The organism is Dietzia cinnamea NBRC 102147, assembly GCF_001571065.1.
In the GTDB taxonomy this organism is placed as follows: domain Bacteria; phylum Actinomycetota; class Actinomycetes; order Mycobacteriales; family Mycobacteriaceae; genus Dietzia; species Dietzia cinnamea.
The window spans coordinates 198,042-216,127 of sequence record NZ_BCSW01000001.1 but is presented as its reverse complement, the minus strand read 5'-3'; the positions used below and the strand labels follow the sequence as shown (position 1 = coordinate 216,127).

Sequence of the window (18,086 nt, the reverse complement as noted above, 5' to 3'; positions counted from 1 at the left end):
CAGAGGTCGCTGTGCGGTGGCGTGCGGCGATGCGGGCGAACGAGTGCCCGGATCGGGGGTGCGGGACAGGCCAGAGTCTAACAACCCCCTCGGACACCGATACGGGGGCATGCCGAGTGACCTGCGGGAACCCGCACCCCACCGGATTACGATCCGGCCATGACCACCTCGGATTGCCCCTCCGGCCCCTCAGTGGACACCGACGTACTCACCCCGGTCGGCGACCCCCCGTCCGCCCACGAGCCCGGGCCGAGCGGCGCGGCCGATCCCGAGGCCGCACCCGCCCCCGCCCCCGCGCCCGCGGGCGGGCCGGGTCCGCTCCGCCGGCTCGCGGGCCTGGTGCTCGTCATCGCACCCCTGGTGCTCGCCGCGCTGTGGGCGGTGGTCGGCCCGACGCCCCAGCAGGAGGAGGCCGCCCCCGGGGCCGGAGGGCCCCTGCGCTCCGCGCTGTCCGAGGCGTCGGCCAACTCCTCCTTCACCGTCGCCGGCACCGAGCAGCTCCGCTCCGGCTCAGCCGAGCTCGCCGACGGGGCCGGGCAACTCCGCGACGGTTCGGCCGAGCTCGCCGCCGGCATGGAGCAGCTGCAGGCCGGGATGGGCCAGGCCGGCACGGGCGCCGACGAGGTGGCCGGCGGGGTCCGGCAGGTCGTCGGCGCGGTCCGCGGGGTCGCCGTCATCCAGGGGCAGGTCTCCACTGCGATCGAGGACGCCCTGTCCCGTCTCCGGGGGGACGCTCCCGAGGTGGTCCAGGCCCGCAACGCCCTCATCGGCCTGCGAGACCAGCTCTCCGCCCAGGGGCTCGACCAGAACACCCTGAGCAACCTCGACCGGCTCGACTCCGGCGCCGCCGAACTGGCCCGCCAGCTCTCCCAACCCGGGGCGGACCTGCGCGACGGCGTCTACGAGGCCACCCGCGGTGCCCGCGAACTCGCCACCGGGGCGGGGGAACTCTCCACCGGCGCCGACGCCCTGCGCGACGGTGCGGCGAGCGTCGCCGACTCCGCCGGCCGCACCCAGGACGCCATCGGCAGGACCGGGCGCGCGCTGGCCGCCGAACAGGGCGAGGCCGCGCCGGCCGCCGCCGCAGCCGCCGACGACGCCCAGCGGCGAACCTCCGCCGGGATCCTCGGCGTGGCCGCCGCCGCCGTGCTCGGCGCCCTGCTCGTCCAACTCGTCCGCCGGCCCGGCTCGTCGCGCGCCGAGTCCGTCCTGGCCCTGACCCTGCTCACCGCGGGCCTGTCCGCGTGGGCGGTGGCCACCGCGGACGGCCTCTCCGCGGCCGGGGTGGCCGCGGTCGTGGCGGTGGTCGCCCTCGTCGTCGTCGCCTCCTCCGCCCTGTGGAGCGCACTGGTCGCGGTGCTCGGCGAGTGGCCGGGGCGCATCGTGGGGGCCCTCCTCGCCGCCGCGTCGGCCGGCGCGGCTTGGTGGGTATGGGTCGCCGGGGGCGCACCGTCCGCGCTCGTCACGGCGACCTCCGCCACCACCACCGGGCAGGCCACCGCCGCACTCGACGCGCTGATGCTGGCCGGGCCCGCGCCGGTGGCGTGGACCGGCGCGGCGGTGTTGGCGGCGGTCGCGGTGTGCTCGCTGCTCGCGGTACGCCTCGCCGGACGGCCCCGGGCCCGCCGGTAGGTCCCGCGCCGAGGCGGCCCCGGGCCCGCCGCAACGAGAAGAGGGGTCGCGCGAGGTCAGTCGGCCAGACCAGCGACCTCGTGCTCGTCCGCCGGCTCATCGGTCAGCGTGTCCACGCCGCCGTCGGTGAGCATGGGCACGTCGAACACGAACTTGGGGATCGCGAACGCGTCCACCAGCGTCCGAGCGCGACCGGCGAGCTTCGTGCACAGGCGGTTACGGGCTGCCGTGGCCGCCTTGGTGCGCTCCGTGGTCAGGCGGTTGTGCTCGAGGAACCAGCCCTTGTCGGCGTCGACGATGTCCAGCACATACAGGTCGCACAGCATCCCCAGGACCTCCTTGGCCTCCGGGTCCTCGCAGGCGTCCACGGCCTCGGCGAACCGGGCGAACACCCAGCTGTCCATGTGCGCACGGCCGGCCTGCAGCAGGTGATCCTGCGCCGAGTTGAACACCTTGAACGCCGCCGACCCGTCCTGGCCCTGCGCCTTCCGCAGGCGGCGGGCGACCGTCTCCAGCAGGTGCTCCTCGCGGTCGACGAGCAGCTCGAGCTGGTTGCCGCGGTCGAGCAGATCGGTGTGCTCACGGTCGGTCACCGCGTCGACGAGCTTCTGCCACAGGGTCGAGGCGCGGGCCTTCTCCTGCACCACGTCCACGGCGGTGCCCAGCGCGAACGCCACCGTCTCGCGCTGGTCCATGTTCCCGAACTCGGACGCGTAGGCGGTGAGCAGCTCCTTGCCGACGAGCTGCGTGAGCACCACGTTGTCGCCCTCGAAGGTCGAGAAGACGTCGCAGTCCTTGCGCAGCTCGGTGATGCGGTTCTCGGCCATGTAGCCGGCGCCGCCGCAGGCCAGGCGGGCCTCGGTGATCGTGTCGTTGGCGAACGCCGTGACCGTCGCCTTGATCCCGGCCGCGTGGGTCTCCATCTCGCGGCGCTGCGACTCGTCGAACGACTCCGGGTCCCGCTCGAACCGGTCGAGTTCGGCGATGATCGCGTTCTGTGCGCACGCGTAGGCGAACGCCCGCGCCACCCGCGGCATCAGCCGACGCTGATGCTCGCGGTACTCGAGCAGCGGGATGCCCTTGCCGGTCTCCGGGTGGTCGAACTGGCGGCGGACCAGCGAGTACCGCACGGCCATCGCCAGCGCCGTGCGGGCCGCCGCGCCGGAGGCCGCGCCCACGGACACCCGGCCGCGGATGAGCGTGCCGAGCATGGTGAAGAACCTGGCGCCCACCGACTCGATCGGGGAGGAGTACGTGCCGTTCTCGTCGACGGCGCCGAAGCGGTCGAGCAGCGCCTCGCGCGGCACCCGCACGCCTGAGAACCAGATGCGGCCGTTGTCCACACCCAGCAGGCCACCCTTGTGGCCGTGGTCGGTGGTCCGCACGCCCGGCAGGTCGTTGCCCGACTCGTCCCGGATCGGCACGAGCAGGCAGTGCACGCCGTGGCGCAGTTCCTCGCCGTCCTCGTGGGTGATGAGCTGCGCGAAGACCGCCGCCATCCGGCCGTCGCGGGCCGCGTTGCCGATGTACGCCTTCTCGGCGCTGGGGGTGGGGGTGTTGATGACGAACTCGCCGGTCTCCCGGTCGTACGTCGCCGTGGTCTCGAGGTTCTGCACGTCCGAGCCGCCACCGATCTCGGTCATGGCGAAGCAGCCCAGCAGATCCAGGGACATGACGTCGGGCAGGTACTTCTTACGCGTCTCGGCGTTGCCCAGGTTGGCGATCGCGCCGCCGAACAGGCCCCACTGGACGCCGGCCTTGACCATCAGCGACAGGTCGAGGTGGCCGAGCATCTCGAACGACGTCAGCGCGCCGCCGGTGTCACCCGTGCCACCGTCCTCCTCGCGGAAGCCGAGCTTGGGCATCCCCGAGTCCGCCAGCCGCTGGAGCTGGGCGAGGACGTGGTCGCGATGCTCCTCCATGGTCAGCCCGATCGGGTTGAGCATGTCCGGGGTCATGGAGCCGCGGGTGAACTCGCGCGCGTCCGCCCAGGTCCCGTCGAGGACCTTCTGCAGTGCGGCGGCGAGGGCCGGATCCCCGGCGCCGGTGGTGGTGATGCGGCCGAAATTGGGGTGCACCGGCGCGCCGTTCCCGGGCGCGGAATCCCCGGAAGTGGCGGCGTTCTGGACGTCGGTCTCGGAGGTCATGCCACGAGAATACGGAGGGTCGTCCGCTCTGTGCACCGGTAGACCGCCGCCGCGCGGCCGGAAATGAGCGGAGGGCCCGGACCACTGACGTGATCCGGGCCCTCCCATTGTCGGGGTGGCGGGATTTGAACCCACGGCCTCTTCGTCCCGAACGAAGCGCGCTACCAAGCTGCGCCACACCCCGGTCGACAACGAGGATCACTGTAGCGCCCCGTGGCCGGAATCGCGAAACCGGGTCAGGCGGGCTGGGGCACCTTCTCCCGCTGCGGGGTCACCGGAACCTCGGATCCGCCGTCCCCACCACCGGGGACGGCGACCAGTTCGAGCAGCGTGGCCTCCGGCCGGCAGAACGTCCGGATCGGCACATACGGCGAGGTGCCGAGGCCGGCGGACACATGCAGGACCAGGTCCCGGCCCCACGCGGAGAGGCCCTGGGCCCGCGAGCGGTCGATGCCGCAGTTGGTGATGATCGCGCCGGTGGGCAGCCGGATCTGACCGCCGTGGGTGTGCCCCGCCAGGGCCAGGTCGTACCCGTCGGCGTCGAACCGGTCGAGTACGCGCGGCTCGGGCGAGTGGAGCAGCCCGAGCCGCAGATCGAACGCCGGCCCGGCGGGTCCGGCGACCTCGTCGTAGCGGTCGCGGCCGATGTGGGGGTCGTCGACGCCGGCCACCAGCACGCGCCGCCCGTCCACCGCGATCTCGGCGCGGCGGTGGGTGGCGTCGACCCAGCCGCGCTCGGTGAAGGCGGCCTTGAGGTCACGCCACGGCAGGGGCACGGCGGAGTGCTTCTTGGCGCCGAGTCCGATGTAGGACAGGGGGTTCTTGGGCACGGGCGCGAAGTAGTCGTTGGAGCCGAACACGAAGGCGCCGGGTCGGTCGAGCAACGGGCCGAGGGCCTGGACCACCGAGGGCACGGCGCGGTCACTCGAGAGGTTGTCGCCGGTGTTGACCACCATGTCCGGCCGCAGCTCGGCCAGCGAGGAGACGAACTGCTGCTTACGCCTCTGGCCCGGCATCATGTGCAGGTCCGAGATGTGGAGGATGGACAGTGGCTCGGAGCCCGGGGCGAGCAGGGGCAGGGTGTGGCGGCGCAGCGTGAAGGCGTTGCGCTCCCAGCCGCTGGCGTAGACGGTCCCGGCCACGGCGGCGCCGGCGAGGACGGCGGCCGCACGGGCGGGGTAGGTCGGCGAAGCCGGGTTCTTCCGTGGGGGACGACGCATCTTCCCAGACTACCGACGCCGCGCGGCGTCGCCGCCGGACGCGAGCCCCGCGTGTGGCGCGGCTACCGCGGCGGCGAGATGGTGATGGGTGCCAGGCCGGGCACGTTGAGGACCAGGGGCTGGTCGCCGACCGCGGCGCCGGGTCCGGTGGCACCCTGTCCCGAGGCGCCGGAGGTCCCGCCGCCCCCGCCCGATCCGTCGGACACGCGCAGGGTCACCTGGGAGCCGGGGATGCCGGTGCCGCCGTCGAGGCCGATGACCGTGCCGTACGGGCGGCCGGTGCCGGAGACGAACTGGGTGTTGACGGTGAAGCCCGCGTTGGTGAGCAGGGAGGTGGCGGCGGACTGGCTCATGCCCTCCACGTCCGGGGTGCTCTCGCCACTGGTCCCGGCCTCGTAGGCGGGGTCGGGCGCGGGCAACTGGACCGGGCCGTAGACGTCAGCGATGGGGGAGAAGGCCGAGAACCAGGTCTGCGCCGGCTCGAGGCCGCCGAAGAGGTTGCCGTAGGAGCACTGGCGCAGCGGGCTGGTGCACAGCTCGGTGGTGGTGGTGCCGTCGTTGAAGGCGTAGACGGCCGCGGCGTAGTGGTTGGTGAAGCCGAGGAACGCCGAGGAGCGGTTGGCCTCGGTGGTACCGGTCTTGCCGGACATGGGGCGGTTCCAGCCCGCGCCCGCCGCGGCACCCGCGGCGGTGCCGGCGCCGACGGAGTCCTTGGACATGGCGACGGCGAGGGTGTTGGCGAGCCCCTCCTCGACCACCTGCTCACACTGCGGTTCGTTCAGCTCGACGGGCTTTCCGGTCCGGTCGGTGATCGACTCGATGGGGCTGGGAGGGCACCACACGCCGCCGGACGCGAGGGTGGCACCGACGTTGGACAGTTCCAGCGCGTTGACGGCGGTGGGCCCGAGGGTGAACGACCCGAGGTTGTTCTTCTTGATGAACCCGCTGATCGAGTCGCCTCCGGCCGCGGTGCCCTTGCGGTCGTACGAGCGCAAGCCCAGCCGGACGGCCATGTCGACGGTCGGGGCCACGCCGACGTCCTTGATGAGGTTGACGAACGTGGTGTTGGGGGACTGGGCCAGGGCATCGGGCACCCGCAGGGACGCCGGATACGAGCCGGCGTTCTCCACGCAGTACTGGCCGGCCGGGCAGCCCGCGGCGCCGCCGGAGCCCAGGCCCGCCACCTGGACGCGGCGCGGCACCGGCAGGGAGGTGTTGGTGCCCATGCCCTTCTCCATCGCGGCGGCCACGGTGAAGACCTTGAACACCGAGCCCGCGCCGTCGCCGACCAGCGAGAACGGCTGCGGTTGGACGGTCTGGCTGTCGCCCAGTTCGAGGCCGTACTGGCGGCTGGAGGCCATCGCGACGACCTTGTGGGAGTCCTTGCCGGGGCGGACGACGCTCATCACCTCGGCCACACCCTGTGCGGTGGGGTTGCCGTAGGTGTCGACGGCGCGCTGGACGTTGTCCTGCACGGTCGTGTCCAGGGTGGTGCGGATCGTGTAGCCGCCCTGCTCGACCATCTCGCGGCTGAGCCCGTTCTCGTCGAGGTACTGCAGCACGTAGTCGCAGAAGAACCCGCTGTCGCCTGCGGTGATGCACCCTCGCGGCAGGGAGTTGGGCCGCTCGAGCACCCCGAGGGGCTCGGCCATGTACTGCTCGCCCTCGGCGGGGGTGATCGCACCGGTCTGGACCATCGTGTCGATCACCGTGTCGCGGCGCTGCTTGGTGTCCTCGGGATTGGTGAACGGGTTGAACCGGCTGGTGGACTGCACCATGCCCGCGAGCATCGCCGCCTGCGGGACCGTCAGGTCCGCGGCGTCGACGCCGAAGTACGTCTGGGCGGCCGTCTGGACGCCGAACGCGCCGTTGCCGAACGAGACCAGATTGAGGTACTTGGTGAGGATCTCGTCCTTGCTCAGCTCCCCGTCGAGGGTCAGCGCCATCCGGATCTCTTTGATCTTGCGGGCGGGGGTGGTCTCCACGGCGGCACGACGTTCCGCGTCGTTCTCGGCGGAGACGAGGAACTGGTAGTTCTTGACCAACTGCTGGTCGATGGTCGACGCGCCCTGCTCGACCTCTCCGGAGGTGGCGTTGGTCAGGGCCGCCCGGATGGTGCCCCGCCAGTCGACGCCGTTGTGGTCCGCGAATCGTCGGTCCTCGATCGCGATGATCGCGAGCTTCATCTGCGGCGAGATCTGCTCGCTGGGAACCAGCACCCGCTGCTGGTCGTAGAGCCACGCGATGGCCTGTCCACCGGCGTCCGTGACCGTCGAGATCGAGGGCAGGTCGCCCTTGATGAGATCGGCGGACGTCTCGGCCAGGGAGTCGGCCATCTTGTTGGACGCGAGACCGGCCGCGCCCGCGATGGGGAACAGCGAGCCCGCCGCCACCACCCCGGCCGCCACACAGGTCGCGACCAGCTTTCCCAGCGAACTCATAGCCGACACGCGCCCAGAGTACGTGACAGACATCGCCGGACCACCCCGTGAGCGGGGTTCCGGTGTCAACTCTTTACTTCTGTTGTGTGACTGCGGTAACAATATGGGGGAACGCGGGACGTTCCGGACCGAGATGGGGTCGCACTCCTCCGACCCCGGTGCGGGCGCATCGCGTACACAGTGGGACCGCCGCGCCGGGCGGGCTCAGAAGGCCGGAGGCGTGTGCGGTGAACCCGCCCACGCCTTCACACAGACTAGGGGTTTTTCGATGACGGCTACCCTCCCCGGGACCACCCGCTCCTCCGGTAACGGGGTCCGCCCCGGCTCAAGCAATCCCCTCGGTTCCGAGGAGGTCATCATCGGGGAAGGGCGCCAGGAATGGGTCGCCCAGGCCCGCTGCAAGGACATCGATCCCGACGAGCTGTTCGTCCGCGGGGCCGCTCAGCGCAAGGCCGCCTCCATCTGCCGCCACTGCCCGGTACTCCTGCAGTGCCGGGCGGACGCGCTGGACAACCGCGTCGAGTTCGGCGTGTGGGGCGGGATGACCGAGCGTCAGCGGCGTGCCCTGCTCAAGCAGCATCCCGAGGTGCGGTCCTGGGCCGATTTCTTCGCCCAGCAGATCGAGCGGCACTCCGCCGCCTACTGAGTCAGCTCGGTCCGGGCTTCGACGCCCCCTCGCGTCGTCGCCCGTAAGACCCCGACCGGCTTCCCGACGCGGCCCGCGGCATCCGCCTGCGGGCCGCGTTCGCACATCCCGGCCGGAGCCGATCGGTCCGCCCGGCGACGCCTCAGCCGCAGAGCTGGTCGCCCACCGAGCGAAGCGCCTCGAGGCTGGAGATCTCGAACGGCAGCGACGGCACGCCGACGATCCGCACGTCCGGATGTGTGTCGGTGAACGACTCGAGCAGCCGCAGCTCCTGCTTGGCGGTGCCGGCCCGGTCGGCGTGGATGCGCAGGACCGCCTCGGCCTCCGCGTTCCGGCCGCTCAGCCGGTCGGCGGCCGCGCAGGCCTGCTCCGCGCTCAGGTCGGTCAGCCGCGGGTGGGTCCGGTTCACCACGACTCCCGCGAGCGGCATGCGTTCCTCGGCCAGGCGCTCGGCGAAGTAGGCGGCCTCGCGCAGCGCGGGGCGCTCAGCAGAGGAGACCACGAGGAACTCGGTGCCCTTGCGACGCAGGATCGCCTGGGTGCGGGCCGCGCGCGTGGTGAAGCCGCCGAACGTGGAGTCCAGTGCCACCACGACCTCGGAGGCGTCCTTGAGCATCGATGAGCCCACCACGGCCGACACCCCGCGCATGGCGGTGCTCATCGCGCCGGAGACGAGGCGCCCCACCCCGCGCCCGGGAGTCGAGAGCAGGCGCATGAGTCGGCTGTCGAGGAACGCGCCGAGCCGGCGCGGGGCGTCGAGGAAGTCGAGGGCGTTGCGCGAGGGAGGGGTGTCGACGACGACGAGGTCCCACGCCGAGTCGTCGAGCAGTTGCCCGAGCTTCTCCATGGCCATGTACTCCTGGGTCCCCGCGAACGAGGTGACCATGGTCTTGTAGAAGCGGTTGTCGAGGATGGCGCGCGCGTTCTCTTCGGAGGTGTTGGCCACGACGAGCTCGTCGAACGTGCGCCGCATGTCGAGCATCATCGCGTGCAGCGACCCGGCGTCGGCGGGTGTGTCCGGTCCCAGCCGGACGGGCGCGGGCTCGTTGGAGAGCTCGTCGATCCCGAGGGCCTGCGCGAGGCGGCGGGCCGGGTCGATCGTCAGCACGACCGTGTCGCGGCCGAGTTCGGCGGCCCGCAGCGCGACCGCGGCGGCGGTGGTGGTCTTGCCCACGCCGCCGGCGCCGGTGCACACCACAACGCGGGTGGCGGGGTCGGTGAGCATGGCCGTGATGTCGAGACGACGTGTCATGTCAGTGCACTCCCTGGTCGACGAGGGCGGAGGCGAGGTCGTACAGGTCGGCGATCTCCACCCCGTGGGGCAGGGCCGGCAGGACGAGGGTGGGGCAGGCTGCCGACGTCAGCGTCTCGCCCGCCCGGAGCTGCCCGCGGGCGACGCGGGCGTGCTCGATGGCCTGCACCAGCAGCCCCTCGAAGCCCTCGTCGTCGACCTCCACCGCGGTCTCGGAGAGGCCGGCGCGCACCGCCTCGGCGTCGATGTCCTCCTCGGCGATCCGCCCGAGCGCCTCGTCGTCCAGGTGCCGCGTCTCGGCGCGGTTGATGATCACCTGGCCGACACGCAGGCCGTGGCTCTTGAGCTCATCGATCGCCTCGAGCGTCTCCTGCACGGGCAGGGACTCCAGCAGCGTCACCAGGTGCACGACCGTCCTCGGCGAGTGCACCAGTTCGGACACGGCCTCGGCCTGGCGCCGGATGGGCCCGCCCCCGCCGGCGAGGTCGGCCATCGCGGTGGTGACGTCGAGGAACTTGCCGATCCGGCCGGTGGGCGGCGCGTCCACGACCACCGCGTCGTAGACGACCTCGCGCTTGGCGTGCTCGCGCGTGACGACCTCGTAGATCTTGCCGGTGAGCAACACGTCCTTGAGGCCGGGCGCGATCGTGGTGGCGAACTCGATGGCGCCCACCGACTTCATCACCTTGCCCACCACGCCGAGGCGGTAGAAGGTGTCGAGGTAGTCGAGCATCGCCGCCTCGATGTCGATGGCCAGCGCGAACACCTTGCCGCCTCCGTCGACCCGCGCGACGAGCTCCTCGCTGTACGGCAGCGGTTCGCGGTCGAAGGTCCGGGCGATCCCCTGGCGCTCCTCGACCTCCACCAGCAGTACGCGCTTGCCGGTCGAGGCGAGGGCCAGCGCGAGCGAGGTGGCGACCGTCGTCTTGCCCGTCCCGCCCTTCCCGGACACGTAGTGCAACTCGGCCCGCTCGGAGCTGTCCGACCATCCGGTGGACAGCGCATCGGCGATGGTCGCCCGTGTCGACCGCGTACCTGGGTTCTCAGTGGACGGCATGGCCCCACACTAAGCGCTCACACCACCGCGCGCGGGACGCTCGTCACTTACCTAGAGTGGGGCCCATGAGCGAATCCACCGGAACAGACCGGTTCGAATACGTCACCGTGCCGCTGCTGACGCACGCCACCAAGCAGATCCTCGACCAGTGGGGGAGCGACGGCTGGGAGCTGGTCTCCGTGCTGCCCGGCCCGACGGGCGAGCAGCATGTCGCCTACATGAAGCGACGGCTCTGATGCCCGAGCCCGAGTCCGGGGGCTACTGGAGCCGCAAGCTCGAGCAGCTCGGCGTGGAGCTGCCGACGGTCGTCCCGCCGGTCGCCAACTACGTCCCCGCCGTCCGGGCGGGCACGTTCGTCTACACCTCGGGCCAGCTGCCCATGGTCGACGGCACGCTGGCCGCCACCGGCAAGGTGGGGGCCGAGGTCGACCCCGAGCAGGCCGCCGACCTGGCGCGCACGTGCGCACTCAACGCGCTGGCCGCCGTCGACGCGCTCGTCGGCATCGACGCCGTGGTGAAGATCGTCAAGGTCGTCGGCTTCGTCGCCTCGGCGCCCGGCTTCCACGGGCAGCCCGCGGTGGTCAACGGTGCGTCCGACGTCCTCGGTGAGCTCTTCGGCGACGCCGGCGTCCACGCCCGCTCCGCCGTCGGCGTCTCCGAGCTGCCGCTCGACGCGCCCGTCGAGGTCGAGCTGGTCGTCGAGGTCGAGGTCTAGCCATGACTGCAGGACTGACCCCGATCAGTTTCCCGGCGTACGAGACGCTCCGGCCCGTCACGGACCTGTCCGGGGTCATCCTCTGCGACAACCCCTCCGAGATGACCTTCGAGGGGACCAACACGGTCGTCCTGCGGGCCCCCGGGTCGCCCACCTGCGTGGTGGTGGATCCCGGGCCCGACGACCGCGCGCACGCCGAGCGGATCGCGGCGATCGTGGGGGAGATCGGGCTCGTCGTCGTCACCCATCGCCACGGTGACCACACCGACGGCATCGATCACCTGCGCGCCTTCACCACCGCCCCCGTCCGGGCCGTCGATGAACGGTTCTGTCGCGACGCCGCACCGTTGGTGACGGACGGCGACGACGACGAGGTGATCCACGCCGCCGGACTGGACATCACCGTGGTGGGCACGCCGGGGCACACGGCCGATTCGGTCAGCCTCGAGGTGCGGCCCGCGGGCGCCGGGTTCACCGCCCGGCCGGACTGCGTGGTCCTCGGTGACACGATCCTCGGCAGGGATTCGACCGTGCTCGACTCGACCGACGGCGATCTCGGCGACTACCTGGGCAGCATGGATCTGCTCGCCGCGCGGGCCGACGGTGTGATCGGCATCCCCGGCCACGGGCCCGACGTCGAGAACACCGGCCGTGCCGCCCAGGTTCTCGGGCAGCACCGGCGCGATCGACTCGAGCAGATCGTCGCCGCGCGGGCCGAGCTGGGCCGCGACGCCTCCGCCGGGGCGATCACGCAGCACATCTACCGCGACGTGTCGCCGTTCCTGCTCAAGGTGGCCGAGCAGTCGACCACGGTGGCGCTGCGCTACCTCGACCGCCTCGACCGCCCTGACGCGGAGGCCTGAGCCGGGCCGGCCTGCCCGGGGCGCCGGCCCGGCCTGCCCCACCCCCTCCCGGATCCGCTACCCGCCCTCCGGATCCGCTACCCGCACAGGAGTAGCGGATCCCCAGTGGGAGTAGCGGATCTCGGGGAGGGCGGGGTGATGGGCCGGGGTGTCGACCCGCGTTGTCCACAGGGCCGGGCGTCTCCACAGGAGGCCGGCCCGCGAGGCCCTGAACCGCCGGGACGTGGCGACACCGGCGGGACGATGTCCGCATGAACACCTCGACACCCGCCCGGAACCGCCCCACCCGCCTGTCGACGTACGCCGATCTGGCGAGGGGCGGCCTGACCCACGCCGACATCGCACGGCTGATCGCGAACGGCGAGCTCAGACGTGTCCGCACCGGGGTCTACGCTCACGCCGCGGACGACGCCGGCCCGGACGGCCGATCGCCCGGTGAACCCGCCTATGAGCGGCGTCGCCGGGTGTTCGTCGAACGCACGGCGGCCGCAGCGCGAGCGGTGGAACCGGGGACGGTCTTCTCCCACGCCTCGGCGCTGGCCCTGCACGGGCTACCGCTCCACGGGATGGTGCTCGATCGTCCCACCGCCACTCGTCACCGCGCGGGCGGCGGGAGTCGTCGCAGCTCCGCGCTCATCGTCGCGAACCTGCCGCTCGACGGGGTGGTGCAAATGCTCGACGGCATACCGGTGACCTCGCCGGCCCGGACGATCGTCGACGTGGCCCGGACGTCCGGGTTGGAGAGCGGGGTGTGCGCGGCGGACCAGGCCATCCGCCGAGGCCTCTGCACCCGGTTCGACCTGCAGGTGGAGGCCGAGGCGGCGAAGGGGAGAACGGGCGTCTCCCGGGCGCGGGCCCTGCCCGAGCGGACCTCCGGGCTGGCCGAGTCGGTGCTGGAGACGCTGATCCGGCTCATCCTGGTGATGGCGGGGCTGCCGGAGCCCGAGCTGCAGGTGCGGCTGGCGGTGCGCGGAGGCAAGAGGTTCCGGGTGGACTTCTTCTGGCCGCAGTGGCGCCTGATCGGCGAGGCGGACGGCTTCGGCAAGTACGGGACGGAACCGGAGGAGATCCGCCGGAACTGGGCTGCCGAGCGGCGCAGGCAGGCCCAGTTGGAGGACGCCGGATACGTGGTGATCCGGTGGACGTGGGCGGACCTGCAGGATCCCCGGGCGATCGTCCGTCGAGTCCGTGAGGAGATGTGGCGGCAGGAACGACTCGGGCTCGGCCCGAACTCTGCTTGATCGAGAAAATCCGCTACTCCGACCCGGGATCCGCTACCCATGTCGGGGTAGCGGATCCGGAGTCCGGGTAGCGGATTTCGGATGGGGTCCGGGGTGGGCCGCGACGGGTGGGGCTGAGCCGGCCCGACCAGCGTCAGCGGGCGCGGCGGGCCAGGCGCTCGGTGTCCGAGATGATGACGCTCTTGCCCTCGAGCCGCAGCCAGCCGCGGTGCGCGAACTCGGCCAGCGCCTTGTTCACCGTCTCGCGGGAGGCGCCGACGAGCTGGGCGATCTCCTCCTGCGTGAGGTCGTGCGTCACGCGGATGTTGCCGCCCTCCTGCGTGCCGAAGCGCTGCGCCAGCTGGAGCAGGGCCTTGGCCACGCGACCGGGGACGTCGGTGAAGATGAGGTCGGCCAGGTTGTTGTTGGTGCGGCGCAGGCGGCGGGCCAACACGCGCAGCAGCTGGTCGGAGATCTCGGGCCGCTCGGCGATCCACCGCTTGAGGGCGGAGCGGTCCATGGCCTGGACGGTGACGTCGGTGACGCACACGGCCGACGAGGTCCGCGGACCCGGGTCGAAGATCGACAGCTCACCGAACATGTCCGACGGGCCGAGGATGGACAGCAGGTTCTCGCGGCCGTCGGGCGCCTTGCGGGACAGCTTCACCTTCCCGGAGGTGACGATGTACAGGCTGTCGCCCTGCTCGCCCTCGCGGATGATCACGTCACCCTTCGAGTACTCCTCGCGGGTCAGATCGTCACGCAGAGCGGAGACCGCCGCGGGCTCCACACCCTGGAAGATTCCGGCACTGGTGAGGACGTCGTCGGCAGACTGGTCCGTGCGGCGATCAATCGTCACAGTCTGTGACCCTCCGTTCGGGCGGGGACATGCTCGTCCGCGCCATGGCGTGCGTGTGGCGAAAGCCACTGTAGTCGTTCACGCGTCGAGATGTGGTCGACGCGCGGTCAGCGGGATGGTTCAGGCGTCGATCTGCTCGGGTTCGTCGAGGATCGCGTTCTCGAATCGGTCCATGAGAAGCGCGAACCCGGCGAGGAGCACCGGCACGAGGACGACGAGGATTCCCTGCATGCCCATGATTATCCACCGCCGACCGCGTGGGTGCACACGTGCCCGTCCGGAGCGGCGCGGCGCCGTGTGCGCGCGGAGCCGTAATGTGGACTCATGCCCGACCCCGCTCCAGCCGTGAAGCGCCGCAGACGAGGGGTGGCCGCGAGGGGGGTGGAAACCGACCTCGGGCGCACCCGGCGCGCCAGGCGCATGCTGCGCACTCTCGAGAAGGCGTTCCCGCACGTCTACTGCGAGCTCGACTTCACCACCCCCCTCGAACTCTCCGTCGCCACCATCCTGTCGGCCCAGTGCACGGACAAGCGCGTCAACGAGGTCACCCCGGCGCTGTTCGCCCGCTACAAGACGGCCGCGGACTACGCGGGATCGGATCGCGAGGAGCTGGAGGAGTTCATCCGCCCGACGGGCTTCTACCGCAACAAGGCGCGCAGCATCCAGGGCCTCGGCGCGGCCCTGGTGGAGAGGTACGACGGCGAGGTGCCGCAGCGGCTCGAGGACCTGGTCACCCTCCCGGGATTCGGGCGTAAAACCGCGAACGTGGTGCTGGGCAACGCTTTCGGCATCCCGGGGCTGCCCGTCGACACTCACTTCATCCGGCTTGTGAACCGCTGGAAGTGGACCGATGCCACCGACGCGGTCCGCATCGAGCGCGAGGTGTCGCAGATGCTGCCCCGGGCCTCCTGGACCGACGCCAGTCACCGGATCATCTTCCACGGCCGCCGGGTGTGCCACGCGCGGACCGCGGCCTGCGGGGCGTGTGTCCTGGCCGACGACTGCCCGTCCGCGGGCGAGGCCGGCCCGCTCGATCCGGCCGCGGCCGCCCGCCTCGTGGCGGGACCCGAGCGTGATCACCTCCTCGAGCTGGTGGGACTGGGGGAATACGCGTGAGTGCCTCCACCCGGTGGTCGCTGGTCGCGCTCGTGGCGCTGGTCGGCGTCGTCGTCGCCCTCCTCACCACCTTCGGTGACTCCGGCGACGGTTCCGGTGACCCCACCGCCGCCCCCACCGTTCCCCCCGCCGGTGCCCCCGGGGCGCCGCCGATCGGAGGCCCGCCCGCGGACGAGCCACACACGGTCGTGGACGCCGGGACCCGCGCCACCGCCGACCTGCCGGCCTGCCGCGACAGCGCCGCGCCCGCCACCACGACCGGCCCCGTCGCCGGCCTCATGGTGCGGTGTATGGACGACGGCTCCACCACCACGCTCGGCAAGATCCAGGCCGGCAAGCCCATGGTCGTCAACATGTGGGCCTACTGGTGCGAGCCGTGCCGACGCGAGCTGCCCGCGATCCAGGACGCGGCCGCCACGCTCGGTGACGACGTCCGGGTGGTCATCTCGCACACCGACCCGTCCGAGACCAAGGGCTTCGACACCCTCGGCGCGCTCGGTATCGACGAACTCGTGTCGGTCTCCGACCACGACGAGGAGCTCCCCACCGTGCTCGGCGCGCCGCCCGTCCTGCCGCTCACCCTCTTCGTACGGGCCGACGGGACGGTCGCCCACGTGCTGGTGCAGCCCATGGACAGCGAACAGGACGTGCTGGACGCCGTCGCCGAGCACCTGGGGGTGACCGCGTGAGCGAGACCGCGAACGACCCGGCGAGCCGTCGCGTGCCCCGTCCCGGTGACATCACCGGCGTCCCGCATCCGGGGTGGATGGACCCGCTGATGTCGGCGTGCACCGACGGCAGCTTCGACGGGCTGCTGCCCCAGCGCAAGCCGCCCGCCCATCGCGGGCCCAACGAGGTCGGCCGCCCGCACCGCGACGCCGCCGTGTTGGTGCTGCTGTCCGGCTCGCCCGACGCGCCGGGACCCCTACCGCCCGAGGACGCGCGGGTCCTGCTCACCCATCGCGCGCCGACCCTGCGCAACCACTCCGGACAGATCTCCTTCCCGGGCGGCGGGGTCGACGACACGGACAGCGGTCCCGTCGAGGCCGCCCTGCGCGAGGCGTGGGAGGAGACCGGCCTGGACCCGGCCGGCGTCGACGTCCTGGCGGTGCTGCCCGAGCTGTACATCCCCGTGTCCAACTACTCGGTCGCGCCCGTGCTGGGGTACTGGCGTGAGCCGATGGAGGTCGGAGTGGTGGACCCGGGCGAGACCGCGCGCGTGATGACCGTCCCGGTGGGCGAGCTGCTCGACCCGGCCAACCGCTTCCTGCTGCGGCACACCACCGGCTGGACCGGTCCCGCGTTCCAGCACGACGATCTGGTGGTGTGGGGCTTCACCGCCGGAATCCTCGCCGCGATGTTCCACTCCGCCGGCTGGGATCTGGAGTGGGACACCGACGACATCCGCGATCTCGAGAAGACCCTCGCCGCGTCCGGCAACGGCGAACAGCACCGCATGTCGGCCGAGGAGGCCCGCCGCGAGTCCGCTGATCCGCTGGCCGACCACACCGTCGCCGGCGTGCCCGGACTGAGCGCCGGAGCCGACACCGCCGAGCCCGCGGACACCCGTGACGCCGGTGACGCGGCACCCGACGGCGAGGAGCCCCTCGACCTGCCCGCCGACAATCCGCGGAGGGGGCTTCGGTGACGGGGTCGCAGTGGCTCGACCTCGCCCTGTTCGCCCTGGCCGCCGCCGCTGCGATCTCCGGCTGGATCAACGGCGCCGCCGCCTCCGGGTTCGCCCTCCTCGGCGTGGGGATCGGCGCGACCTCCGGGTTGCTGGTGGCTCCACACCTGGTGCGCGAGGTCGACGAGCCCCTGGGCCGCCTGGTGGCCGGACTGGCGATCATCGCCGTGATGGTCATCATCGGGCAGGTCGCCGGGGTGACGATCGGTCGGGCCGCCCGGCGCTACATCTCCGGCACCGGCGCGAGGCTTCTCGACAGCACCCTGGGCGCGGTGTTCCAGTCCGCCGCCATGCTGCTGGTGGCATGGCTGGTCGCCGTGCCCATCGCCGCCCAGGAGGGCCCCGGGCCCGGCAAGGCGGTGCGGGGCTCGACGGTGCTGGCCAAGATCGACGACGTCGCACCCGAGCAGCTGCAGCGCATCCCGGCGGCGTTCACCCAGGTCCTCGGCACGACCGGGTTCCCGGACATCCTCGGCCCGTTCGGCACCACCCCGCTCCAGGAGGTCCCGCCGCCCGACCCGGTGCTGGCGGGATCGGAGGTCGTGGCGCGGGTGAAGCCGTCGGTGCTGAAGATCCGCGGCCGCGCCGAGTCGTGTAGTCGGGCCCTGGAGGGCTCCGGCTTCGTGGCCGCCCCGGGCCTGGTCATGACCAACGCGCACGTGGTGGCCGGCACCGGCTCGGTCACCGTGGTCGCCGGCGACGGCGAACTCGACGGCGAGGTCGTGGTCTACGACTCCTCGGTGGACGTGGCAGTGCTGCGCGTGCCCGGGCTGCAGGCGCCGGTCCTGCCCTTCGCCGAGAACCGCGCCCGTACCGGCGACGACGCGATCGTCGTGGGCTATCCCGGCAACGGTCCCTACCGGCCGGACGCGGCCCGGATCCGCGAGCGGGTGACCCTGCGCGGACCCGACATCTACCGTCAGCAGACCGTGGAGCGCGAGGTCTACATCCTGCGGGGCAGCGTCCGCGAGGGGAACTCCGGCGGCCCGCTGATCACACCCGACGGGAAGGTCGTGGGCGTGGTGTTCGGTGCCGCGATGGACGCCGCCGACACGGGTTACGCGCTCACCGTCGAGCAGGTCCTGCCGCAGCTGCAGGCGGCGGTCGACGCGCCGGGCGCGGTGCCGACCGGCCCCTGCGTCGGCGTCCGCTGACCGGACCGGGGCCCCGCAGCGCCGGGGGTCCGGTACCCGCCGTCGGTGGGGGCCGGTGCCTGCTGTGCGCGGGCGGC

General features: G+C 72.2%; 15 protein-coding genes, 1 tRNA gene and 1 pseudogene. 10 read left to right on the top strand and 7 right to left on the bottom strand.

Annotated elements, in window-relative coordinates; genetic code table 11:
* Nucleotides 1-159: 159 nt before the first annotated feature.
* Entirely contained in the window at nt 160-1,632 is a 1,473-nt protein-coding gene (locus DCI01S_RS01000) for a hypothetical protein (protein WP_061227541.1), read from the top strand.
* A 56-nt stretch (nt 1,633-1,688) separates the two neighbouring features.
* Here DCI01S_RS01000 and DCI01S_RS00995 read toward each other — a convergent pair whose 3' ends face one another.
* The 4 genes from DCI01S_RS00995 to DCI01S_RS00980 all read right to left on the bottom strand — a co-directional run bounded on the left by DCI01S_RS00995 (nt 1,689) and on the right by DCI01S_RS00980 (nt 7,440).
* Nucleotides 1,689-3,779: an acyl-CoA dehydrogenase family protein gene (locus DCI01S_RS00995; RefSeq protein ID WP_061227540.1), complete on the bottom strand. Its 2,091-nt coding sequence runs from the start codon at nt 3,777-3,779 to the stop codon at nt 1,689-1,691.
* Nucleotides 3,780-3,889: 110 nt separating this feature from the next.
* Nucleotides 3,890-3,963 (bottom strand) — tRNA-Pro (locus tag DCI01S_RS00990).
* A 52-nt stretch (nt 3,964-4,015) separates the two neighbouring features.
* Entirely contained in the window at nt 4,016-4,999 is a 984-nt protein-coding gene (locus DCI01S_RS00985) for a metallophosphoesterase (RefSeq protein ID WP_061227539.1), read from the bottom strand.
* A gap of 62 nt (nt 5,000-5,061) precedes the next feature.
* Entirely contained in the window at nt 5,062-7,440 is a 2,379-nt protein-coding gene (locus tag DCI01S_RS00980) for a transglycosylase domain-containing protein (protein WP_061227538.1), read from the bottom strand.
* A 268-nt stretch (nt 7,441-7,708) separates the two neighbouring features.
* On the opposite strand from DCI01S_RS00980, the gene DCI01S_RS00975 reads away from it, so the two are divergent.
* Entirely contained in the window at nt 7,709-8,086 is a 378-nt protein-coding gene (locus DCI01S_RS00975) for a WhiB family transcriptional regulator (RefSeq protein ID WP_061227537.1), read from the top strand.
* Nucleotides 8,087-8,228: 142 nt separating this feature from the next.
* On the opposite strand, the gene bagB is transcribed toward DCI01S_RS00975, so the two are convergent.
* On the bottom strand, nt 8,229-9,338 hold the full coding sequence (gene bagB / locus DCI01S_RS00970) for an ArsA family ATPase (protein ID WP_061227536.1): 1,110 nt from the start codon (nt 9,336-9,338) through the stop codon (nt 8,229-8,231).
* A gap of 1 nt (nt 9,339) precedes the next feature.
* Nucleotides 9,340-10,395 (bottom strand): ATPase BagA, encoded by a 1,056-nt coding sequence (bagA, locus tag DCI01S_RS00965; RefSeq protein ID WP_082767571.1) that lies wholly within the window; start codon nt 10,393-10,395, stop codon nt 9,340-9,342.
* Between the two features lie 65 nt (nt 10,396-10,460).
* Between bagA and DCI01S_RS17085 the strand changes: the two genes are divergently transcribed.
* The 4 genes from DCI01S_RS17085 to DCI01S_RS00950 all read left to right on the top strand — a co-directional run bounded on the left by DCI01S_RS17085 (nt 10,461) and on the right by DCI01S_RS00950 (nt 13,214).
* The gene (locus DCI01S_RS17085; protein ID WP_007629907.1) at nt 10,461-10,631 is read left to right on the top strand and encodes a DUF4177 domain-containing protein; all 171 of its coding nucleotides are present in this window, start codon (nt 10,461-10,463) and stop codon (nt 10,629-10,631) included.
* Nucleotides 10,631-11,110, top strand: coding sequence for a RidA family protein (locus DCI01S_RS00960; protein WP_061227535.1), 480 nt, complete (start codon nt 10,631-10,633; stop codon nt 11,108-11,110). Before DCI01S_RS17085 ends, DCI01S_RS00960 begins: the two co-directional genes overlap by 1 nt.
* A gap of 2 nt (nt 11,111-11,112) precedes the next feature.
* Nucleotides 11,113-11,973: an MBL fold metallo-hydrolase gene (locus DCI01S_RS00955; protein ID WP_061227534.1), complete on the top strand. Its 861-nt coding sequence runs from the start codon at nt 11,113-11,115 to the stop codon at nt 11,971-11,973.
* A gap of 251 nt (nt 11,974-12,224) precedes the next feature.
* Nucleotides 12,225-13,214 carry a type IV toxin-antitoxin system AbiEi family antitoxin domain-containing protein gene (locus tag DCI01S_RS00950; protein ID WP_061227533.1) on the top strand — a complete coding sequence of 330 codons (990 nt, stop codon included), beginning with the start codon at nt 12,225-12,227 and terminating at the stop codon, nt 13,212-13,214.
* Between the two features lie 133 nt (nt 13,215-13,347).
* Here DCI01S_RS00950 and DCI01S_RS00945 read toward each other — a convergent pair whose 3' ends face one another.
* Nucleotides 13,348-14,052 (bottom strand): Crp/Fnr family transcriptional regulator, encoded by a 705-nt coding sequence (locus tag DCI01S_RS00945; protein WP_007629917.1) that lies wholly within the window; start codon nt 14,050-14,052, stop codon nt 13,348-13,350.
* A gap of 324 nt (nt 14,053-14,376) precedes the next feature.
* Between DCI01S_RS00945 and nth the strand changes: the two genes are divergently transcribed.
* The 4 genes and pseudogenes from nth to DCI01S_RS00925 all read left to right on the top strand — a co-directional run bounded on the left by nth (nt 14,377) and on the right by DCI01S_RS00925 (nt 18,009).
* The gene (gene nth / locus DCI01S_RS00940; RefSeq protein WP_061227532.1) at nt 14,377-15,168 is read left to right on the top strand and encodes an endonuclease III; all 792 of its coding nucleotides are present in this window, start codon (nt 14,377-14,379) and stop codon (nt 15,166-15,168) included.
* On the top strand, nt 15,165-15,857 hold the full coding sequence (locus DCI01S_RS00935) for a TlpA family protein disulfide reductase (protein ID WP_007629921.1): 693 nt from the start codon (nt 15,165-15,167) through the stop codon (nt 15,855-15,857). The genes nth and DCI01S_RS00935 overlap by 4 nt, the downstream gene beginning before the upstream one ends.
* Nucleotides 15,858-15,946: 89 nt before the next feature.
* Nucleotides 15,947-16,612: pseudogene (locus DCI01S_RS00930) on the top strand (NUDIX hydrolase); the annotation flags it as partial.
* 200 nt (nt 16,613-16,812) lie between these two features.
* Nucleotides 16,813-18,009, top strand: coding sequence for a MarP family serine protease (locus tag DCI01S_RS00925; RefSeq protein WP_061227531.1), 1,197 nt, complete (start codon nt 16,813-16,815; stop codon nt 18,007-18,009).
* The last annotated feature ends 77 nt before the right edge of the window (nt 18,010-18,086 follow it).

What these genes read in the sequence shown, in the direction of transcription:
- DCI01S_RS00980 (WP_061227538.1), bottom strand. Translation starts at nt 7,440, where the DNA reads ATGAGTTCGCTGGGAAAGCTGGTCGCGACCTGTGTGGCGGCCGGGGTG.
- DCI01S_RS17085 (WP_007629907.1), top strand. Translation starts at nt 10,461, where the DNA reads ATGAGCGAATCCACCGGAACAGACCGGTTCGAATACGTCACCGTGCCG.
- DCI01S_RS00975 (WP_061227537.1), top strand. Translation starts at nt 7,709, where the DNA reads ATGACGGCTACCCTCCCCGGGACCACCCGCTCCTCCGGTAACGGGGTC.
- DCI01S_RS01000 (WP_061227541.1), top strand. Translation starts at nt 160, where the DNA reads ATGACCACCTCGGATTGCCCCTCCGGCCCCTCAGTGGACACCGACGTA.
- DCI01S_RS00960 (WP_061227535.1), top strand. Translation starts at nt 10,631, where the DNA reads ATGCCCGAGCCCGAGTCCGGGGGCTACTGGAGCCGCAAGCTCGAGCAG.
- bagA (WP_082767571.1), bottom strand. Translation starts at nt 10,395, where the DNA reads ATGCCGTCCACTGAGAACCCAGGTACGCGGTCGACACGGGCGACCATC.
- nth (WP_061227532.1), top strand. Translation starts at nt 14,377, where the DNA reads ATGCCCGACCCCGCTCCAGCCGTGAAGCGCCGCAGACGAGGGGTGGCC.
- bagB (WP_061227536.1), bottom strand. Translation starts at nt 9,338, where the DNA reads ATGACACGTCGTCTCGACATCACGGCCATGCTCACCGACCCCGCCACC.
- DCI01S_RS00950 (WP_061227533.1), top strand. Translation starts at nt 12,225, where the DNA reads ATGAACACCTCGACACCCGCCCGGAACCGCCCCACCCGCCTGTCGACG.
- DCI01S_RS00985 (WP_061227539.1), bottom strand. Translation starts at nt 4,999, where the DNA reads ATGCGTCGTCCCCCACGGAAGAACCCGGCTTCGCCGACCTACCCCGCC.
- DCI01S_RS00955 (WP_061227534.1), top strand. Translation starts at nt 11,113, where the DNA reads ATGACTGCAGGACTGACCCCGATCAGTTTCCCGGCGTACGAGACGCTC.
- DCI01S_RS00995 (WP_061227540.1), bottom strand. Translation starts at nt 3,779, where the DNA reads ATGACCTCCGAGACCGACGTCCAGAACGCCGCCACTTCCGGGGATTCC.